This is a genomic window from Ruegeria sp. CDSC068 (genome assembly GCF_059610545.1).
In genome coordinates this window covers 189,999-208,961 of the sequence record NZ_JBXWNV010000006.1, presented here as the reverse complement: position 1 = coordinate 208,961, position 18,963 = coordinate 189,999, and the positions used below count along the sequence as shown (strand labels likewise).

The 18,963-nt window shown below is 57.9% G+C and carries 18 protein-coding genes; 8 read left to right on the top strand and 10 right to left on the bottom strand.

Going from position 1 to position 18,963, the window contains the following annotated elements; genetic code table 11:
* Positions 1-29 precede the first annotated feature (29 nt).
* Positions 30-1,685, top strand: a complete 1,656-nt coding sequence (ettA, locus tag AC2FID_RS14160; RefSeq protein WP_282169755.1) for an energy-dependent translational throttle protein EttA — start codon at positions 30-32, stop codon at positions 1,683-1,685.
* A gap of 240 nt (positions 1,686-1,925) precedes the next feature.
* On the opposite strand, the gene AC2FID_RS14155 is transcribed toward ettA, so the two are convergent.
* The gene (locus AC2FID_RS14155; RefSeq protein ID WP_282169756.1) at positions 1,926-2,132 is read right to left on the bottom strand and encodes a hypothetical protein; all 207 of its coding nucleotides are present in this window, start codon (positions 2,130-2,132) and stop codon (positions 1,926-1,928) included.
* 1,293 nt (positions 2,133-3,425) lie between these two features.
* Here AC2FID_RS14155 and AC2FID_RS14150 point away from each other — a divergent pair.
* Together AC2FID_RS14150 and AC2FID_RS14145 are read left to right on the top strand one after the other, a co-directional pair.
* Positions 3,426-3,632, top strand: a complete 207-nt coding sequence (locus tag AC2FID_RS14150) for a cold-shock protein (RefSeq protein ID WP_058273677.1) — start codon at positions 3,426-3,428, stop codon at positions 3,630-3,632.
* Between the two features lie 178 nt (positions 3,633-3,810).
* Positions 3,811-4,371, top strand: coding sequence for a L,D-transpeptidase (locus AC2FID_RS14145; protein WP_058278724.1), 561 nt, complete (start codon positions 3,811-3,813; stop codon positions 4,369-4,371).
* A gap of 5 nt (positions 4,372-4,376) precedes the next feature.
* Here the strand turns inward: AC2FID_RS14145 and AC2FID_RS14140 are convergent, their stop codons facing one another.
* A complete protein-coding gene (locus AC2FID_RS14140) occupies positions 4,377-4,991 on the bottom strand; it encodes an SOS response-associated peptidase (RefSeq protein WP_496756331.1) in 615 nt (204 codons plus the stop codon).
* 4 nt (positions 4,992-4,995) lie between these two features.
* Positions 4,996-5,637: an arylesterase gene (locus tag AC2FID_RS14135; protein WP_496837353.1), complete on the bottom strand. Its 642-nt coding sequence runs from the start codon at positions 5,635-5,637 to the stop codon at positions 4,996-4,998.
* Between the two features lie 51 nt (positions 5,638-5,688).
* Here AC2FID_RS14135 and AC2FID_RS14130 point away from each other — a divergent pair, with 51 nt between their 5' ends.
* Complete coding sequence (locus AC2FID_RS14130; RefSeq protein WP_282120166.1) at positions 5,689-6,384, top strand: ABC transporter ATP-binding protein; 696 nt, start codon at positions 5,689-5,691, stop codon at positions 6,382-6,384.
* The gene (locus AC2FID_RS14125; protein WP_496837351.1) at positions 6,381-8,909 is read left to right on the top strand and encodes an ABC transporter permease; all 2,529 of its coding nucleotides are present in this window, start codon (positions 6,381-6,383) and stop codon (positions 8,907-8,909) included. The genes AC2FID_RS14130 and AC2FID_RS14125 overlap by 4 nt, the downstream gene beginning before the upstream one ends.
* On the opposite strand, the gene AC2FID_RS14120 is transcribed toward AC2FID_RS14125, so the two are convergent.
* Positions 8,906-9,358, bottom strand: coding sequence for an RrF2 family transcriptional regulator (locus AC2FID_RS14120; protein WP_282169762.1), 453 nt, complete (start codon positions 9,356-9,358; stop codon positions 8,906-8,908). The genes AC2FID_RS14125 and AC2FID_RS14120 overlap by 4 nt on opposite strands.
* Before the next feature lie 95 nt (positions 9,359-9,453).
* Here AC2FID_RS14120 and AC2FID_RS14115 point away from each other — a divergent pair, with 95 nt between their 5' ends.
* Positions 9,454-10,023, top strand: a complete 570-nt coding sequence (locus tag AC2FID_RS14115; protein ID WP_496837349.1) for a gamma-glutamylcyclotransferase family protein — start codon at positions 9,454-9,456, stop codon at positions 10,021-10,023.
* A gap of 51 nt (positions 10,024-10,074) precedes the next feature.
* Here AC2FID_RS14115 and gltX read toward each other — a convergent pair whose 3' ends face one another.
* Both gltX and AC2FID_RS14105 read right to left on the bottom strand, forming a co-directional pair.
* Positions 10,075-11,400, bottom strand: coding sequence for a glutamate--tRNA ligase (gene gltX, locus AC2FID_RS14110; protein WP_282169764.1), 1,326 nt, complete (start codon positions 11,398-11,400; stop codon positions 10,075-10,077).
* Positions 11,401-11,460: 60 nt separating this feature from the next.
* Entirely contained in the window at positions 11,461-11,895 is a 435-nt protein-coding gene (locus tag AC2FID_RS14105; protein WP_496837347.1) for a DUF1801 domain-containing protein, read from the bottom strand.
* Between the two features lie 117 nt (positions 11,896-12,012).
* Between AC2FID_RS14105 and AC2FID_RS14100 the strand changes: the two genes are divergently transcribed.
* Positions 12,013-12,945 carry an MBL fold metallo-hydrolase gene (locus AC2FID_RS14100; protein WP_282152421.1) on the top strand — a complete coding sequence of 311 codons (933 nt, stop codon included), beginning with the start codon at positions 12,013-12,015 and terminating at the stop codon, positions 12,943-12,945.
* A 4-nt stretch (positions 12,946-12,949) separates the two neighbouring features.
* On the opposite strand, the gene AC2FID_RS14095 is transcribed toward AC2FID_RS14100, so the two are convergent.
* The 3 genes from AC2FID_RS14095 to AC2FID_RS14085 form a co-directional block, all read right to left on the bottom strand.
* On the bottom strand, positions 12,950-14,278 hold the full coding sequence (locus AC2FID_RS14095; protein ID WP_282120159.1) for an NAD(P)/FAD-dependent oxidoreductase: 1,329 nt from the start codon (positions 14,276-14,278) through the stop codon (positions 12,950-12,952).
* A 154-nt stretch (positions 14,279-14,432) separates the two neighbouring features.
* Positions 14,433-14,666, bottom strand: coding sequence for a hypothetical protein (locus tag AC2FID_RS14090; protein ID WP_496761099.1), 234 nt, complete (start codon positions 14,664-14,666; stop codon positions 14,433-14,435).
* A gap of 334 nt (positions 14,667-15,000) precedes the next feature.
* A complete protein-coding gene (locus AC2FID_RS14085; protein ID WP_496837345.1) occupies positions 15,001-16,659 on the bottom strand; it encodes an NAD+ synthase in 1,659 nt (552 codons plus the stop codon).
* Between the two features lie 147 nt (positions 16,660-16,806).
* Here AC2FID_RS14085 and AC2FID_RS14080 point away from each other — a divergent pair, with 147 nt between their 5' ends.
* Positions 16,807-18,264, top strand: coding sequence for an MORN repeat-containing protein (locus AC2FID_RS14080; protein ID WP_496698840.1), 1,458 nt, complete (start codon positions 16,807-16,809; stop codon positions 18,262-18,264).
* A 5-nt stretch (positions 18,265-18,269) separates the two neighbouring features.
* Here AC2FID_RS14080 and AC2FID_RS14075 read toward each other — a convergent pair whose 3' ends face one another.
* On the bottom strand, positions 18,270-18,935 hold the full coding sequence (locus AC2FID_RS14075; RefSeq protein ID WP_496756356.1) for an SDR family NAD(P)-dependent oxidoreductase: 666 nt from the start codon (positions 18,933-18,935) through the stop codon (positions 18,270-18,272).
* Between the last annotated feature and the right edge of the window lie 28 nt (positions 18,936-18,963).

Here is an 18,963-nt window from a genome sequence, read left to right as displayed (position 1 = left end):
CTTGATTTCCCCGACCCAGAGGACGCGACATGGCCGCCTATCAATATGTCTACCACATGCAGGGTGTCTCCAAGACCTATCCCGGTGGCAAAAAGTGCTTTGAAAACATCCACCTGAGCTTTCTGCCCGGTGTGAAAATCGGTGTTGTCGGCGTCAACGGCGCCGGTAAATCGACGCTGATGAAGATCATGGCGGGCCTCGACAAGGACTTCACCGGCGAGGCCTGGGCCGCAGAGGGTGCCAAGGTCGGCTATCTGCCGCAGGAACCGAAACTGGATGAAACCCTCAGCGTTCGTGAAAACGTCATGCTGGGCGTGGCCGAAAAGAAGGCGATCCTTGATCGCTATAACGAACTGGCGATGAACTACAGCGACGAAACCGCTGATGAGATGGCGAAGCTGCAGGACGAGATCGACAGCCGGAACCTGTGGGACCTCGACAGCCAGATCGACGTCTCGATGGAGGCGCTGCGCTGCCCGGCCGACGACGCCAACATCGCCAACCTTTCGGGCGGTGAGAAACGCCGCGTCGCGCTCTGCAAACTGCTGCTGCAGGCCCCCGACATGCTGCTGCTCGATGAACCGACCAACCACCTGGACGCCGAAACCATCGCCTGGCTGCAACAACACCTGATCGACTACAAGGGCACCATCCTAATCGTCACCCACGACCGCTATTTCCTGGACAGCATCACCGGCTGGATCCTTGAACTCGACCGTGGTCGGGGTCTGCCTTACGAGGGCAACTATTCCGCATGGCTGGAACAAAAGGCCAAACGGCTGGAGCAGGAAGCCCGCGAGGACAAGTCCAAGCAGAAAACCCTGCAGCGTGAACTGGACTGGATGCGTCAGGGCCAGAAGGCCCGTCAGGCCAAATCCAAGGCCCGGATCAACGCCTATAACGAGCTGGCAGACCAGTCCGAGCGCGAAAAGCTGACCCGCGCCCAGATCGTTATCCCCAACGGCCAGCGCCTTGGCGGCAAAGTGATCGAGGTCGAAGGCCTGTCGAAACATATGGGCGACAAGCAACTGATCGAAGGGCTGGACTTCGCCCTGCCCCCCGGCGGTATCGTCGGCGTCATCGGCCCCAACGGCGCCGGTAAATCAACGCTCTTCAAGATGCTCACCGGTCAGGAACAGCCCGACAGCGGCACCATCTCGCTGGGCGACACGGTCGAACTGTCCTATGTCGACCAGTCCCGCGACGACTTGAAAGACAACGACACTGTGTGGGAGGCGATCACCGGCGGTGCCGAGATCATCCAATTGGGCGATGCGCAGGTCAATTCCCGCGCCTATTGCTCGTCCTTCAACTTCAAGGGCGGCGACCAGCAGAAAAAGGTCTCGCTTCTGTCAGGTGGTGAGCGCAACCGCGTCCACATGGCCCGTCTTCTGAAAGAGGGCGGCAACGTCCTGCTGCTCGACGAACCGACCAACGATCTGGACGTCGAAACCCTGCGCGCGCTGGAAGACGCTCTGGTCGATTTCGCCGGCTGCGCCGTGGTCATCTCGCACGACCGCTTTTTCCTCGACCGCATCTGCACGCATATTCTGGCCTTCGAGGGCGATGCGCATGTGGAATGGTTCGAGGGCAACTTCGAAGACTACGAAGAGGACAAAAAGCGCCGCCTGGGACCGGACGCGCTGGAGCCCAAGCGGTTGAAGCATAAGAAGTTTGCGCGGTAAAAACTTTGTTTGAAGCCCGGAACCAACGGATGTGATTCCGGGCCTCAAATAGCCTGTTTGGAGTGAGTAGCAGCGTAGATATCGGTAATACGGTTTGACCGGTGCGTGCTGCTATCTTTCTCAGCTTCTCCAGACCACTTGTGAGCCTCAAGCGGCCGGTCAGAGTTCAGCCTCTCACAACATAAGTCAGGTTGTCCGCGCATTCTTGATCTGTGCCTTACAACAGCCGGCGGAAATCAGTTACTTTCGCGACTGGCCGACTGGCTGTTGGTTTTCACCAATCCCAACCTGTTTCTCGTTCAGAACATCTCCAAAAAGCACAGTCAGTTCTTTTTTGTTAACCGCTCCAGAATTTGCAATTTGGGTTTTTCCGGCAAGCTCTTTGGGCATCGAATTTGCCTGCTCCGCTGACTTGAAAATATGGTCTAGGATCGACTTGAAAAACATATCTTTCCCCGTGCGTGTTGGGTTTCTCGAAATTGTTTGAAACTGAATATTCGTTGCAATGTTCCGCTGCGGGCCGATCCGAGCGTGCGGTGGACGTCGGCTCAAGGACCGTGTTTCCGTGAGTGGCCACCCGCAGCGGTGCAGCGTACATATGAAAGAAAGATCAAGCGCCAACGGGGAAGAAAACCGCGCTCCGCGTCATTTTTGAATAGCCCGTCAAAAAGTCATTTTGTGATGCGACTTTGCGAGCTAAAGCTCATGCCACTGCCCCAATTGTGACGTTACGACACTATTTATTGCTGATAGTTTTGGGTGCTTCTTTTGCGGATTGTCTGGATTCTAAACTGAGGTTTTTCGGCAGCGCAGGATGGGTGCTCGCAACCTTCATTCCTCAGTTTTAAGGAATCCAACTATAAAAAGGATGGGTGAATTCACCGACCCTACGGTCCCCCAAGCTTCCTTTTGGTGACGCAGCCTCTTCATTCCAGATCAACCCGACCCGCACGAACATCGCGGTACATCGACGAACATGGCCAATGGGTTCGATGGTTTACGAGTCCGTGTTTGACTGGATCAACCCGGCGATATGCCATGTGATTGCGATAATCTCGTTCATCACGGATCCGGTGCTCCCAAAACCTGCGTTGCCAATACCCACGTTCCTGTTTGACAACTTTCGACCCACTCCGCGGGCCAAACGCGCCGACGCCCCACACAAAGCGACTTTTTATTAACCACCACCGTGTGGAATTATCCGCGTCCCCGTTGGCAAGGTCCAAACCGCGTGCAGATGATCGGGCAACACAATAAACGCATCACACCAGAATGGCCGCTCTCTCTGCGTCATCACAAAGGCCGCCCGCAAATGTGCCACCTCGTGCACTAACTGCTCCGATGATCGATCGGCCAGAGACACGGTGGGAATGTACCTGACTCCGGGCATTCGGATGCGGCAGTAACTCGTCATGCCGCAACCTGATCACAAGCTTGGTCAAAGGTTTCTAAATGCCCATCTAGCGCCCCGATCGCATAGCTTTACCTTATCAATGGCCGCTGAGCCAATAACCAAACCCGTCGGCGGATTCTTGTGCAAATCGGGAAACTGGCCCTCAAACCCTTGTACGAAACGCACAAAATCCCTTGTCACACGCCCACCCCGATGCCATATCAATGGGGCTTACGTTTTTCTATTTCGACCCACTGTCACCGTTTCCGGCGCTCAGTCTATCGATACAGACAACGACGCCGGGCTGCCGCAACTCCGTGGGCAGCACTAAACAGGAGACAACGGATATGCCCACAGGCACCGTAAAATGGTTCAACACCACCAAAGGTTTTGGCTTTATCGCACCTGAGGATGGCGGCAAAGACATCTTCGTTCACATTTCGGCTGTCGAGCGTTCGGGCCTGACCGGTCTGGCCGACAACCAGAAAGTCACGTACGAGCTGCGCGCTGGTCGTGACGGCCGCGAAAGCGCCGACGATATCGCACTGGCCTAAGGCCATGAAAGGGCAGAGGTCACCTCTGCCCTTTTCACATCACGCGGGACAAAACTGCAACACAAGTGTGTCCCTGCGATTACATCACAATACGGTTACTCTTGGCAGATGATTGACCAGATCGGTTATCATTCCGACACTGGTTTACGATTTTCCTGTTGTCCTTAAGAGAACCGATATGTTCACACGTCGCACTTTCCTTGCAGCATCTGCTGCCGCTGGCCTGACACCCGGTATTGCTTCGGCCAAGAAGAAAGCCGTTGAATACGACCCCACGCCCCAGTTCGTTCGGGTCAAGAAACAATTTCTGCCGGGGCAGCTTCTGGTCGCGCCACGGTCCTTCTACCTGTATCTCATCACAGAACCGCGCAAGGCGATCCGCTATGGGTGCGGCGTTGGCAAGGCAGGTCTGGAATTCACCGGCACAGCCACGATCGACGTCAAGAAAGAGTGGCCGACTTGGCGCCCCACGAACGAGATGATCGAACGTGAACCGCTGACTTACGCTAAATTCAAGGACAATGATTATGTTCAACCGGGCGGTGATGGTAACCCTCTGGGGGCACGCGCGCTCTACCTGTTTCAGAATGGGGTCGACACCTATTTCCGTATCCACGGCACGACGCAGCCGCAAACCATCGGGCGCGCGGCCTCAAACGGATGCATTCGGATGCTGAACGCCCATGTCATCGACTTGTATGAGCGTGTACCGGTCGGAACTGTGGTCACGGTGGTCTGAGGCGGTCACGGCTCTGACCAGTCGACGTCCGTCGCCTCCTCGATCTGCAATAACCCGTCAGGCCAAGGCTGCGCCAGCGCCTTGGCGTCGTCCTCGGTTCCTGTAACCCATGTCTGAATGTCGGCAGGGTCCAGCAGGACGCCCATTCGATGGTGTATCGGCTCCAGATCAGCATTAGGTGGGCAGGTCACAGCTGCAAACTGGTCAACCCGCAGACCGCCCGGAGCCTGCCAACTGTCCGTGATCGCAGCGAAGAACAGAGGTGAACCATTCGCTGAGGTGATGCGCCATGCGGTTTTTCGACGTTTTTCACCCGTCCACTCGTACCACCCGTCGACCGGAACAACGGCTCGGCCAACGCCGTCGAAGGCGGTTTTGTCAAAGACGGTTTCGGACCGGGCGTTGATAATAGTTTCCATCACAGGCCGGCCGCGCGCATTTACGCGCCCAACCGGGATCATGCCCCATCGCATGGGTGTCAGGCCGTGGGCAGTCAGGACGATCAATTCCTGACCCGGTTGAATGTTTTTTCGCGGCGGCTGCAGGTCCACATCACATCGGACGTTCAGTGCCTGCGCGACCTCAGACATTGGCCGTGTCAGAAAATATCGCCCGGGCATCTTCTCAATCCTGCTTGGCCGAGGTTTCGACCAACTCCAGCACGTAAGGCCCAAGCGCTGCTACGATCCGCGCCACGCCTTCTTTGTTGGGGTGAATTCCATCCGGTTGCATGAACTGCCGGACTGCGCTCGGGACGCCGTTTGGCTGCAACCCTTCAAAAAAGCTTTCTGCAAACACAAGCTGATATGCCTTGGCCAGATCCGGGTACATCGCATCAAATGCCTGCTTGTAATCGACCCCGTAATTCCCCGGTGCCTGCATTCCGATCAGCAAAACCTCAACCTCCGCCGCCCGGGCGGAGGTTACGATTGTCTCAAGGTGCGCGCGCGACACAGCCGGGTCGATACCGCGCAGCAGGTCATTGCCGCCCAGCGCCACAATCATCGCGTCCACGTCAGGTGTCAGTGTCCAATCGACACGCGCCGCGCCGCCCGCAGTTGTATCCCCGGATACTCCGGCATTTATCAATTGCACGTCTGCGCCCTGATCCTTCAGCCATTGATCCAATTGTGGTACGAACCCGTCCTGTTCCGGCAGCCCGTATCCTTGTGTCAGCGAGTCCCCGAGGGCCGCGATGACCAACGGTTCCGCTGTGGCGGCAAAGCCGCAACACGCAAACAGTAAAGCCGTCAGAGCCTTGCGCATTTTTTGAACCACTCCATATCCCAAAATGACCGCCTCCTTTTGGAAGTACCTATGACGACACCTGTTCTTTCGCTTCAAAATGCCGCTTTGTCGCTGGATGGCAATGCCGGCCGGGTCAATATCCTGCACGATATTACCCTGACCGTCGCAAAAGGCGAAACGCTCGGGCTTGTCGGGCCGTCCGGGTCCGGTAAATCCTCGCTGCTGATGCTGATGGGCGGGTTGGAACAGGCAAGCGCAGGCAAGATCACAGCCCTTGGCCAGGATCTGACTGGCATGGATGAGGATTCTCTGGCCCGTTTCAGACGCAATGCGATGGGGGTCGTCTTTCAGAACTTCCATCTGATCCCAACCATGACTGCCCTGGAAAATGTGGCCACGCCGCTGGAATTGGCGGGACACAAGGATGCGTTTCAACGCGCCGCGGCAGAACTTGACGCGGTAGGCCTGTCGCATCGCCGCGATCATTATCCGGCGCAATTGTCAGGCGGCGAACAACAACGCGTTGCACTGGCCCGCGCCGCCGCACCGCGTCCGCAGATTTTGCTGGCGGATGAGCCAACAGGAAATCTGGACGAAACGAACGGCGCGGCGATCGTCGATCTATTGTTCGGCCTGCGCGACAAACACGGTGCCACTCTGGTGCTTGTAACCCATAGTCATAGTCTGGCGCGTAGGTGCGATCGGGTGGTGCGCTTGCGCGACGGGCGGATTTCGGAAGACAGCCAGCAAAAGGCCGCGGAATGAGCCTTCGGCTGGCCGGGCGGCTGGCACGCCGTGAACTTCGGGGCGGGCTGCGTGGGTTTCGCGTTTTCCTCGCGTGTCTTGCGCTGGGTGTCGCAGCAATCGCAGCAGTTGGGTCGGTGCGCCACGCGATCCAGGCTGGATTGGCCGAAGAAGGCGCGGCCCTGTTGGGTGGGGATGCGCAACTGGAATTCACCTACCGGTTTGCTACAAATGACGAACGCGCCTGGATGGACCAGACCGGAACAGCTGTCTCTGAGGTGGTCGATTTTCGCTCGATGGCTGTTGCTGAGCAGGACGCTGAAACGCAACGCGCGCTGACACAGGTCAAATCGGTCGACGACACCTACCCGTTATTGGGATCTCCGGTTTTGAAGCCTGCACTGCCCTTGTCTGCAGCACTGGGGACGCATCAAGGACTTCCGGGCGCAATAATGGATCCGTCGCTGATTGACCGGTTGGGTCTTTCCGTCGGAGATCGCTTTTCACTGGGGACGCAAGAATTCATCCTGACCGCCGCATTGATCCATGAACCGGACGGGGCGGCAGATGGCTTTGGTCTGGGCCCTCGCACGCTGGTGCGGACCGAAGACTTGCAAGCATCCGGCCTGTTGGCCCCGGGAACTCTGTTTTCCACCAAATACCGCCTGGCCCTGCCATCAGGAACCGATCTGCAAGATCTAGCGGTAGAAGCGCGTCAGAATTTTGAGGGCACCGGTTTGCGATGGACTGATGCTCGCAACGGAGCGCCGGGGATTGCGGAATTCGTCGGGCGGCTCAGCGCATTTCTGGTTCTGGTCGGATTATCAGGCCTTGCAGTCGGCGGCATCGGAGTTTCCGCAGCCGTGCGCGCCTATCTGTCCCAAAAGACAGAGACTATCGCGACGCTGCGCACACTGGGCGCTGACAAGGCGACGATATTCCAAACTTATTTGATCCAGATCGGTGTCCTGTCGGGTATCGGGATCTTGCTGGGCCTTGCCTTGGGCGGGTTGCTGCCGCTGCTGCTGGCCCCATTGATTGAAGCCCGGCTGCCTGTACCGGCGGTTTTCTCATTTTATCCGGCGCCGCTTGCTGAAGCCGCGTTGTACGGTTTACTGACGGCCTTTCTGTTCACGCTCTGGCCCCTTGCCCGCACCGAAGACGTCCGCGCAGCGACCCTGTTTCGGGATGCTTTGACCTCGGCGCGTGCGGTTCCACGAGGGGTATACCTCATCGCAACTGGTTTCGGCCTCGCGCTGCTGATCGCGTCAGCTGCCTGGTTCAGCGGCTCTGCGCGCCTGACGTTCTGGACCGCCGGAGGGTTGGTGGGCGCGTTGCTGCTGCTGTCCACGGCGGCCTATACGGTGCGCCGGCTGGCTCGGCTTTGCACCCCATCAGCGCGCGGGCGTCCGGCCCTTCGGTGGGCCTTGTCGGCCATTTCCGACCCACGCGAGGGCGCTGCATCCGTTGTACTATCTCTGGGTCTTGGGCTTTCGGTTCTAGCGGCCGTTGGACAGATCGACGGCACCTTGCGCAATGCAATTTCCGGCAACTTGCCGGACGTTGCCCCGTCTTACTTCTTCGTCGACATCCAGAAGGACCAAATGCCGGGTTTTAATGACAGGTTGACCACCGACCCCGGCGTCAGCCGGATCGAAAGCGCACCGATGCTGCGCGGGATCATCACACAGATCAACGGCAAACCCGCCCGCGAAATGGCAGGCGATCATTGGGTTCTGGATGGCGACCGGGGCGTCACCTATTCCGTCCGTCCGCCCGAAAACGCACGCATCACCTCGGGCGAATGGTGGGCCGATGACTATACCGGTACCCCACAGGTGAGTTTCGCAGCCGAGGAGGCGGAAGAAATGGGCCTGAAGCTCGGCGACCAACTGACCGTGAACATTTTAGGCCGGGACATTACCGCAGAACTCACATCAACGCGCGAGGTTGATTTCTCGAACGCCGGTATGGGCTTTATCATGTCGATGAATCCATCGGCCCTTGCAGGTGCCCCGCACAGTTTCATCGCGACGGTCTATGCCGAAGAAAAGGCCGAAACTGCAATTCTGCGCGATTTGGCCGGGAAGTTCCCCAACATAACGGCGATCCGGGTGCGCGATGCGATTGACCGCGTCTCGGGCCTGCTGGCGGGCATCGCAGCAGCCACGTCTTATGGCGCGGGTATTTCTCTGCTGACCGGCTTCTTGGTCCTCATCGGTGCTGCCGCGGCCGGGGAACCCGCGCGCCGATATGAGGCCGCCATCCTCAAAACACTGGGCGCGGACCGGCGGCGCATCCTGTTCAGCTTTGCCCTGCGCGCCGCGCTGTTGGGCGCGGCTGCTGGTGGCGTTGCGCTACTGACCGGCATCCTAGGTGGGTGGGCCGTTGCCACCTATATTTTCGACACGAAATTCTCGGTGATCTGGCCGTCCGCAATCGGAATTGTTCTGGCGGGCATCATCGTGACGCTTGGCGCGGGGCTGATCTTTGCCCTGCGTCCCCTGGCCGTCCGCCCTGCCCGCATCCTGCGTGCCAGCGATTAACCGGCGCGCGCGCAGGCAACCGGTTGCAGGATCTGCAGCAAAGGATCGTTGTCGCAGATCAGGGCGTCGAGCGTGATCTCGTCCAGTGAGGCATAGAAGACCTCAGCCGCGTCCTGAAGCGCCATCCGCAATCGACATGCATCCGTCAATGGGCAGGTGTTGTCGGCATCCGCAAAACACTCGGCCAGCGGCAGGTTGCCTTCGACATCACGAAACACCGATCCGATCCGGATCTGTTCGGCCGAACGCGCCAGAACCATACCACCGTTACGACCGCGTTGGGTGCTAAGATAGTCCAACTGGCTTAGCTGATTGATGACCTGCGCAAGATGGTTCTCGGAAATATTGCAGACTTCGGCAATCTCGGACTTGGTAACCAGCCTATCCTGATGAGCTGCACAATACATCAGCAGCCGTACCGCAATGTTCGTCCGTTTGGTTATCCGCATCGTGACCTCCCAAGTTTCAAGATGCAGACTTATTGCATGTCCGGCATAAAAGCGGTTTGACATACATCAATCGTCAGGAAAGGACGCACAGGCCCATGGCAGATCCCTATTTCTTTGGCTACGGCAGCCTTGTGAACCTTTCGACGCACGACTTTCCCGATCCGCATCCTGCCCGGCTAAAAGGCTGGCGGCGCGCGTGGCGACACACTGACCTGCGACCGGTCGCCTTTCTGACGGCAGTTTCGGACCCCGCGTCCGAGATCGAAGGCATGATTGCGCATGTGCCGAAAAATGATTGGATCGCGCTAGACGAACGGGAGTGGGCCTATAGCCGAATTCCCGCCACACAATCCGTCACGCACCCGATAAAGCACGAGGTCGAGATTGCCGTCTACGCTGTGCCTCTTGACCGGCACAACGCTCCAAGCAATCACCACCCATTGCTACTGAGTTACATTGATGTGGTCGTGCAGGGATACCTGCGCGCATTTGGTGAAGACGGCGCAGATCGTTTCTTTGCCACCACAGATGGATGGGATGCACCAATCTTGAACGACCGGGCCGAGCCCCGATACCCGCGCCATCAGCAGTTGAATCCGGTTGAGACCGAATTCGTGGATGATCGTCTCAGCCGTCTCTCAGCCCGGATTGTTCAGAACGCATAGAAAAAAGGCGGGATCGAACGACCCCGCCTTTCCTCATTCTCTGCAATACGTTCAAGCTTTTGCGCGGATCACCTGCAGCAGTGGCAACAGAGTGGCCATCTCAGGCCCCCGCTCCATGCCGGTCAGCGCCTTGCGCAGCGGCATGAACAGCCCTTTGCCCTTACGGCCGGTCGCTTCTTTGACCGTGCTGGTCCATTTGCCCCAGGTTTCGCCATCGAACGAACCTTCAGGCAGCAGCGCCATAGCCTCGGCGATAAACTCACGGTCCTCATCCGCGATCAGCGGCTCAGCCCCATCGCGACACAGTTCCCACCAGCCCTTGAGATCAGCCAAAGTGGTGATGTTCTCGCGTGCCATCGCCCAGAAGGGTTCGGCCAGATCGGCAGGAACACCAGCATCAGCCACGGCCTCGGCCACGTCGGCCAAAGGCAGGGACTGCAAATGCTTTGCCGTCAGCGGGAACAGGTCCTGCACATCGAACTTGGTCGGCGCGGCCCCGAAACGGTTCACATCGAAGCCTTCAATCAGTTCCGCCATTTCCGAGCGCAGCTCAACCGGGTCGGAGGAGCCCAGACGCGCCATCAGGCTCAGCAACGCCATCGGCTGCACGCCCTGTTCACGCAGATCACGCAGGGCAAGCGTGCCCAACCGTTTTGACAGGGCCTCTCCTTGAGGACCGGTCAACAACGAGTGATGCGCAAAGCGCGGGCACGTGCCGCCCAGCGCCTCGATGATCTGAATCTGGGTCGCGGTGTTGGTCACATGGTCCGAGCCGCGCACCACATCGGTGACGCCCATTTCGGTGTCATCCACCACAGACGCAATCGTATAGAGAACCTGACCGTCGCCTCGGATCAGAACCGGATCGGACACGGATGCCGCATCGATCGAGATGTCGCCCAGAATGCCGTCATTCCACTCAATCCGCTCATGATCCAGCTTGAAGCGCCAGACACCATTGCCGCGTTCAGCCCGCAGCGCTTCTTTCTCAGCATCGCTGAGGTTCAGCGCCGCGCGGTCATAGACCGGCGGCTTGCCCATGTTCAGTTGTTTCTTACGCTTGAGGTCCAGCTCGGTGGGCGTCTCGAATGCCTCATAGAAACGGCCCATTTCGCGCAACTTGTCAGCAGCCTCTGCGTAACGGTCCAAACGCTCGGACTGTCGCTCGACCTTGTCCCAATGCAGGCCCAGCCACTCCATGTCCTGTTTGATTGCGTCGACATACTCTTCTTTCGACCGCTCTGGATCGGTGTCGTCAATCCGCAAGATGAACGTGCCGCCTGCTTTGCGGGCGATCAGATAGTTCATCAAGGCGGTGCGCAGGTTGCCCACGTGGATGTAACCGGTGGGCGACGGGGCAAAACGGGTGGTTGTCATAGGTGTCTCCTGTTGGCGCGGCTCTTGTCACAGGATTGGCCAATTGTCCAGCAAAGGCGTTCAGGTCGGCTGGACCGGCCAGTGCCGATCCAAGTCCTTTAACCCGGCGCAGATCAGTTCAGACAGAACATTCGTGTCAATATCCGCCAGCTTGTTCACATAGAGACAGGACTTGCCCAGCTTGTGTTTACCCAGTCGTGACAGAATATCCCCGAAATCTGCATAGCCGGGCATGATGTAGATCGACAGAGCCGTTTTGCGCGGGGAAAACCCGGTTGCCAGAAACTCTCCTTCGCGCCCGGACTTGTAGCGATAATGGTATCGACCATAGCCCACAATCGACGCACCCCACATAACAGGTTCAAACCCGGTCGCGTGCCGAAAGAGGGCATCCAACGCCCGCGCATCATCTGCCTTCTTCGCCGGTTGAACAGCCGCCAAAAAGCCCTCGACGCTTTGCCCTGTGGGGGCGGTTTTATTCCCAGATCGCGCCATAAACAAAAATTAACACGTAATGTTCATCCACGCAGCCCATTTGATTTGTGTATAAACTGGCAAGAGACTTGCGCAGACCTAAACTCACCGAATGGTGTTCTGACAGGGAGAACCAATATGACCATCAAATTGACACGCCGCGCGGCACTAGGAACCGCGGCAGCTTTGCCCTTTGCCGCAGCCGCAGCGCCGGTTCTGGCAGCCGGAGCCGAGGCCAAGGCAAACTCAACCATCGCCAAATCCTTTGCGTTGGGCGATTTCACCGTAACGACACTGCTGGATGGCAGCCTGCCGCGCGATGGCGCCCAGGAAATCTTTGGCGGTGGAGCGTCGGATGAAGACTTCGCAAAAGTCTCAGCAGACAATTTCATCTCACCAGATGTCGCGCAGTTCTTCTTTACCCCGACTCTGGTTAACACCGGGTCTGAGCTGGTCCTGTTCGACACGGGGTTGGGGCAAGGTGGAATTCAGGCGGCATTGGCCGATGCAGGTGTGACACCGGATCAAATCAATGTCGTCGTCATCACCCATATGCATCCCGATCATATCGGCGGCATGACCACCAATGACGCGCCGACCTTCCCGAACGCGCGCTATGTTACCTCCTCTCCGGAATATGACTTCTGGGCGGCGCAGGACGCAGGCAATCGTGTCGGAGATCTGGTCGCGGCAAAGGTCACACCTTTGGCCGAGAAGATGACCTTTGTTGAAAATGGCGGCGAAGTCTCATCGGGCATCACCGCTGTTGCAGCTTATGGCCATACGCCTGGCCACACGGTGTATCATCTGGAAAGCAACGGGCAGCGTCTGGTTCTGACCGCCGATCTGGCAAACCACTATGTCTGGTCCTTTGCCCATCCGGAATGGGAAGTCCGTTTTGACATGGACAAAGCAGCCGCCACGGCATCGCGCCGCGACGTGCTGGGCATGCTGGCCGCCGACAAGGTTCCGATGATCGGCTATCACATGCCATTCCCGGCAGCTGGCTTCGTTGAACCCCGTGGCGACGGGTTCCGCTTTGTGCCGGTCAGCTACCAGATGATGGGATAGTACCCTAGTATCCCGGATCCGGCCGCACCTTTGAACCATCCGTAAATCGGGACAGGCGAAAGGCGGCCGGATCAACGCATGGCGTGGTTTCACAAACCAGATCGGCCATTAAACGCCCCGCTCCGGGGCCGATCCCAAATCCATGACCTGAAAACCCCGTGGCGATGAACATCCCTGGCATGGTATCGACTGAAGATATTACCGGAATGGCGTCCGGGGTGACGTCGATCAAACCTGCCCAGCTTTGAACGATCTCTGCCTGCTCCAGCACCGGGAACCCTTTGCGCGCGCGCGCCCATGTCCGCCTCAAGACCTTGGCCGAGGGCTCAGGATCCAGCACACGGCAATGTTCGAATGGCGTGACGTCGGTGTGCAACCATGTTCGGTCCTCACCGGCCTCTGCCGCCCAGCGTTTGGACAGCCTGAAACGCAAGGATCGCCATTCCTGTCGGAACGCCGGAACAAACTGCAGCGCAAGCCGAAAACTATCCGGGACAATATCAACCGTATTCTCGTGCCCGGATGCAATTGTATAACCGCCATCGGCCCTTTTTCGCATCGCGAAGTCATCTGACCATATTGCTGTTTCCGGCCCATTCACCAGTGAAGTGCGTAGGACCGTGTTGAGAACCTTAAGCTGTGGCAGGTCAATCCCCGCATTGCCCGCAAACAGCCGCGACCACGCGCCTCCGGCAAGAACCACCCGTGCACAAGCCACCCGACCACGTTCGGTAAACACACCTGAGACATAACCGTTCTCGACATCAACGCTGCGCACTGCGCAGTTGGTCATCAGGCACGCCCCTTTGTCTCGTGCGGCTTCAGCGATCGCAGGGGCGGCCCATTGCGGTTCAGCCCGTCCATCCCGTGGCATGTGCAGGGCAACTTTCAACCCCGATTGATTGTCGGGCAGCAAGCCATCCAGTTCAGCACCCGAAACCATCTCAGCGCCAGTGTGCAGACCTTCAACATGGCGCATCCAGCGTTCAAGATTTGCATGATCCCGCTTCCCCGAGGCGCCAAAAAGGATGCCGGAACGCGCAAATCCGGTTTGGCGCCCTGTGCGTTGATCCAGATCCTGCCAGATCTGCTGCGCTTCTAGCATGAGCGGGATTTCCCGAGGGTCCCGCAGCCCCAAACGCACCCATCCCCAGTTTCGCGAACTTTGTTCGCCCGCAATATGGCCTTTTTCGCACAGCAAGACTGACGCGCCCCGCTCTGACAGCTCTAAAGCTGTTGATGCGCCGATGATTCCGCCGCCTATGACCACAACGTCAACAGACTTGGGCAGATGCAGATCAGGTTCTACAGGAGTTGGTTTTGGACCGGGCATCCGCCGCTCTTACTTCATTGCTCGGACTGCAATGAATGCGCGGTATCAGGCAATAGGCAACATACCGCCTGATGCATGGATCACAATTTTTACAAGCTGTGGTTATAGTGCCAGAATGATCTCTGGCACTGTTGGATTCAACAGGTCCAAGCCGTTAAGCCGCGCCGCAGAGTTCAGCCCACTTCTGACGCAATGTGGCTGTCAATCCGGCATCGTTGCTGGCCAAATCTTCGCCCATGCTTTCTTGTGAAGGCAGTTCAGGCAGAACCGAAGAGGCCACAGATTCCGCTGGTTCCGATTTTTGCTCTGACGACATCTCAGCCCCCAAAAGGTCGGCAATGGCAGAATCAACCTGATCTTCGTCTAGTTCATGACCCTTGGTTTCCATCGAACGCCACGGAGGTGGCGAGTGGAGTGGTCTATCGTATTGCTCACGCATTTTCACACCAAATCGTTAACACAGACACGCAATTCACGATGCGTAACAAACAAAACTCGATCATGAACATCGAGCCACTTAAGAATGCGCCGCATCTGCCCCACATGAGGCGGCAATTAAGCTAAAATGTGTCAGAAAAATGTCCTGATTTCAAGCGTGTTAAACGGCCTAAGCCGAATCTAGATATGCACTGTCCCCGTCATAGGGACAATGAATAAAAGCGCGTCCTCAAGCACCCCTTTTTGGAAACGATCAGAGACTCAAAAAAACGCGTGGTTTCAGCTCAAGACCGATCACGCCAACGATTCACAATCGGGTATCTGCGGTCCAGCCAGAAGGCTCGCTTGGTCAAGCGCGTACCTGGTGCGGACTGAAACCGCTTATATTCGCTGATATAGATCAGATGCTCTACGCGACGGGCGACATCTGCTTCGAATCCTGCTGCTTCGCAATCAGCGATCGAGCCATCGCGGTCGACCAGGATTTCCAGGATCGCGTCCAGTTCCGGGTAGTCCGGCAGGCTGTCACTGTCTTTCTGGTCTTCGCGCAGCTCAGCACTGGGGGGTTTATCAATGACCGACGGTCGGATCACCTCACCTTCGGGGCCCATCATCCAGTCACGGTGATTGGCATTGCGCCAGCGGCATGTTTCGAACACGCGCGTTTTATACAGATCCTTGATCGGGTTATAGCCGCCATTCATGTCGCCATAGATGGTCGCGTAACCCACAGCCACCTCGGACTTGTTGCCCGTGGTCAGCAGCATTTCGCCAAACTTGTTCGAGATCGCCATCAGCAGCAAACCGCGCAGGCGGGATTGGACGTTTTCCTCGGTCAAACCCGCCTCGCGGCCCGCAAACAACGAGGCCAGAGTGTCTGTCACCGCCGCCCGACTGTCCGAGATCGGAACATAGTCGTAATGCACGCCCAGCGCCTTGGCGACGGCTTCAGCGTCATCTAGCGAGGCCTGGCTGGTGTATTCCGACGGCAGCATCACGCAACGGACGTTTTCCGCACCGATTGCATCAACAGCAATTGCCGCGACCAACGCCGAGTCCACTCCACCCGACAGCCCCAACAACGCCTTTTTGAACCCGGTCTTGCCCATGTAATCGCGCAGGGATTGGACCATAGCGCGATAGTCCTGCTCCCATTCATCCGGCTGCGGCACAACTTCAGCAGGCACAATACGCCAACCCTCATCACCGCGCTCCAAATCGACATGTGTTACGGCCTCATCGAAGACCGGCATTCGAAAGGCCAGTTCTCCGCCCGGATTCAGGCCGAAAGTCGCGCCATCAAAGACCTGATCGTCCTGACCGCCCACCATGTTCAGATAGATCAGCGGTAAACCGGTCTCGACCACACGGGCGACCATATGGTTCAGGCGCACATCATATTTGTTGCGGAAGTAAGGTGAACCATTGGGGATCAGCAGAAACTCGGCCCCGGTCTCTTCCAGTGTTTCCGAAACATCCGGGTGCCAGCTGTCTTCGCAAATCGGGCTACCGATCCGCGAGTTGCCAACCGAGTACGGCCCCCCCAACGGGCCCGCGTCGTACAGGCGCACCTCGTCGAACACGGTTTCATTCGGAAGGTGATGTTTCAGCACCTTGCTGCCGATGCGACCACCCTTGAGGATCAGGTAGGCATTAAAAAGCTTGCCGTCTTCCGTCCATGGACCACCAATTGCAATGGCAGGGCCATCGGCACATTGCGCAGCCAGCGACTGAACCGCCGCCATGGCCGCCTGATGGAACACCGGCTTCATCACCAGGTCCTGGGTGTTGTAACCGGTTATGAACATTTCGGGGAAAGCCACAAGGTCGGCACCAGATTCGCGCCCCTGCTCCCACGCCGCAAGCGCCTTGTCCAAATTGCCTTGGATGTCCCCAACAACGGGATTGAGTTGTGCCAGAGTAATGCGGAAACGGTTGGCCATGCTGCCCTCTTGCCCTCGTCAGTCCTAATGCCATTTAGCAGATCGCACCGCGAGTGAAAGTCAAATGCGGCAAAACACGTTGCTCTGTCCGCACGGGTATCTTAGTTTTGCTTTAAAACGTGACAACCGGGCAAGGCAGGAAAAACCATGAACGCTATCCGCATTTCTTTGGCCGCCACGGCGATGGCTTTGCTGGCCACATCCGCCTTTGCGCAGGACGGGCAGGTTATCGTTGCGGATGATGATGTTGGCGGCGTGTACGAGGGCACTTTCCTGAACGGCCTGCGCCACGGCGAAGGCACTTACCGCCTGCCGAACGGGTTCGAATATGTCGGCGAATGGGTCGAAGGCGAAATTCAAGGCAACGGCATAGCGCGCTATGTCAACGGCTCGGTCTATGAGGGGATGTTCGCGAAGGGGCAACCCGAGGGGCAGGGCAAGATCATCTACCCCGACGGCGGCAGCTATGAGGGGGACTGGGCCGAAGGGTCAATCAACGGAACCGGAATTGCAAAATACACCAACGGCGTCCGTTACGAGGGCAGCTTCAAAGACGCCCGCTATCACGGCAAAGGCGTCCTGACCGACCCCAGCGGTTACGTCTACGATGGCGACTGGAAGGATGGCGTCAAGCACGGCGAGGGCAAAATCACCTCGACGCAAGGCAGCATCTACGAAGGGCAAATCAACAACGGCTTGCGCGATGGCCAGGGTACTCTGACAGTTCCGGATGGCATGACATATACCGGTGATTGGTCTCAGGACAGCATGACCGGCAAGGGCCGCTTGTTGCAGGCCAATGGCGACCTTTACGAGGGCGATCTGGTTGATGGCCGCCGTCAGGGCAATGGCAAGGCCACCTATGCCAACGGTGCGACTTATGAGGGCGAATATGCCGATGACCGCCGCCACGGAAAAGGACGCTTTCTTGGGACCGACGGGTTTGATTACACCGGCGAATGGGTGGACGGCCAGATCGAAGGACTGGGTGAGGTCACCTATCCTGATGGCGCGACCTATACCGGTGATTTCAGCGCAGATTTGCCGCATGGCAAAGGCGTTCAGACCTATCCGGATGGCACCGTCTATGACGGCGAATGGACGGCTGGCATCTTTGAGGGCAACGGTAAGGCCACGTATCCCAACGGTGTTGTTTACCAAGGACAGTTCAAGAACGGTCTGAGCCATGGCACGGGCGTTCTGACATTCGCTAACGGGTATCGGTACGAAGGCGACTGGGTAGATGGCGCGCGTCAGGGTAAAGGCAAAGCAACTTTTCCTGACGGAACATCCTATGAAGGTGATTTCCAAGACGGTCAGCGTCACGGCGAGGGAACTATAAAAACCCCACGCGGATTCAGCTATACCGGCGGCTGGGCCGAAGGCAAAATCAGTGGTCAGGGTGTGGCAACCTATGCCACCGGCGACGTGTACGAAGGCACCTTTCTGGATAACAAACGCCACGGCAATGGCACGATGCGTTATGCCAATGGCCTGGAAGAAACCGGCGTTTGGGAAAACGGGGTCCTGCCCAGTGAGAACGTAAGTGCGCCCGACGCGACGGATACCGAAACCGAGCCTGATACATCCGCCTCTGACGGGTAATCAAGCTACCAGGGCACTGGCTTTCCCGCCCAGTCAAAAAACCCACCCGTATCAACCGCATTTAACGCGGCTGATACGGATAGCAGGTTCCGGGCGGCCTCATCAGGCGCAACCGCAGGGTGCCGCCCGACATATTTCCGGGTGAATGCCGTCGTGACCGTACCGGGGTGCAAGGCGACGCAGATCGCCTGTTTATGGCTCCGGGCAAGCTCGATCGCGGATGTGCGGACAATCTGGTTCAGCGCCGCCTTGGACGCCCGATAACTGATCCATCCACCAAGCCGGTTGTCACCAATCGACCCCACTCGCGCAGACAACACGGCAAAGACGGCGCGCCGGTCGCGCGGCAGCAAGCGCGCGGCATGCGCAAGAACTAACGCAGGTCCGACCGCATTCAGCGCGAACTGATCCATCATCGCCGGAGCGGATAGCAGTCTGATGGTTTTCTCGGGGGTGGCACCATTAACCTCAAGAGCGCCAGCCGCGACCAGGATCAGGTCGAACGGACCGGAAACGCCCGCCAGCGTCCGATCTACGATCTCGGGGTCGGTCAAATCAAATCCGTCCTGTGACCGGGACAATGTGGTGACGTCGACCGACTGTTGCCGAAGCCGGTTGGCAATTGCACCTCCGATCCCACCCGAGGCGCCGATGATAAGTGCTGTTTCCATGCGGGTTGAACTAGCCGTCGGCAATGCG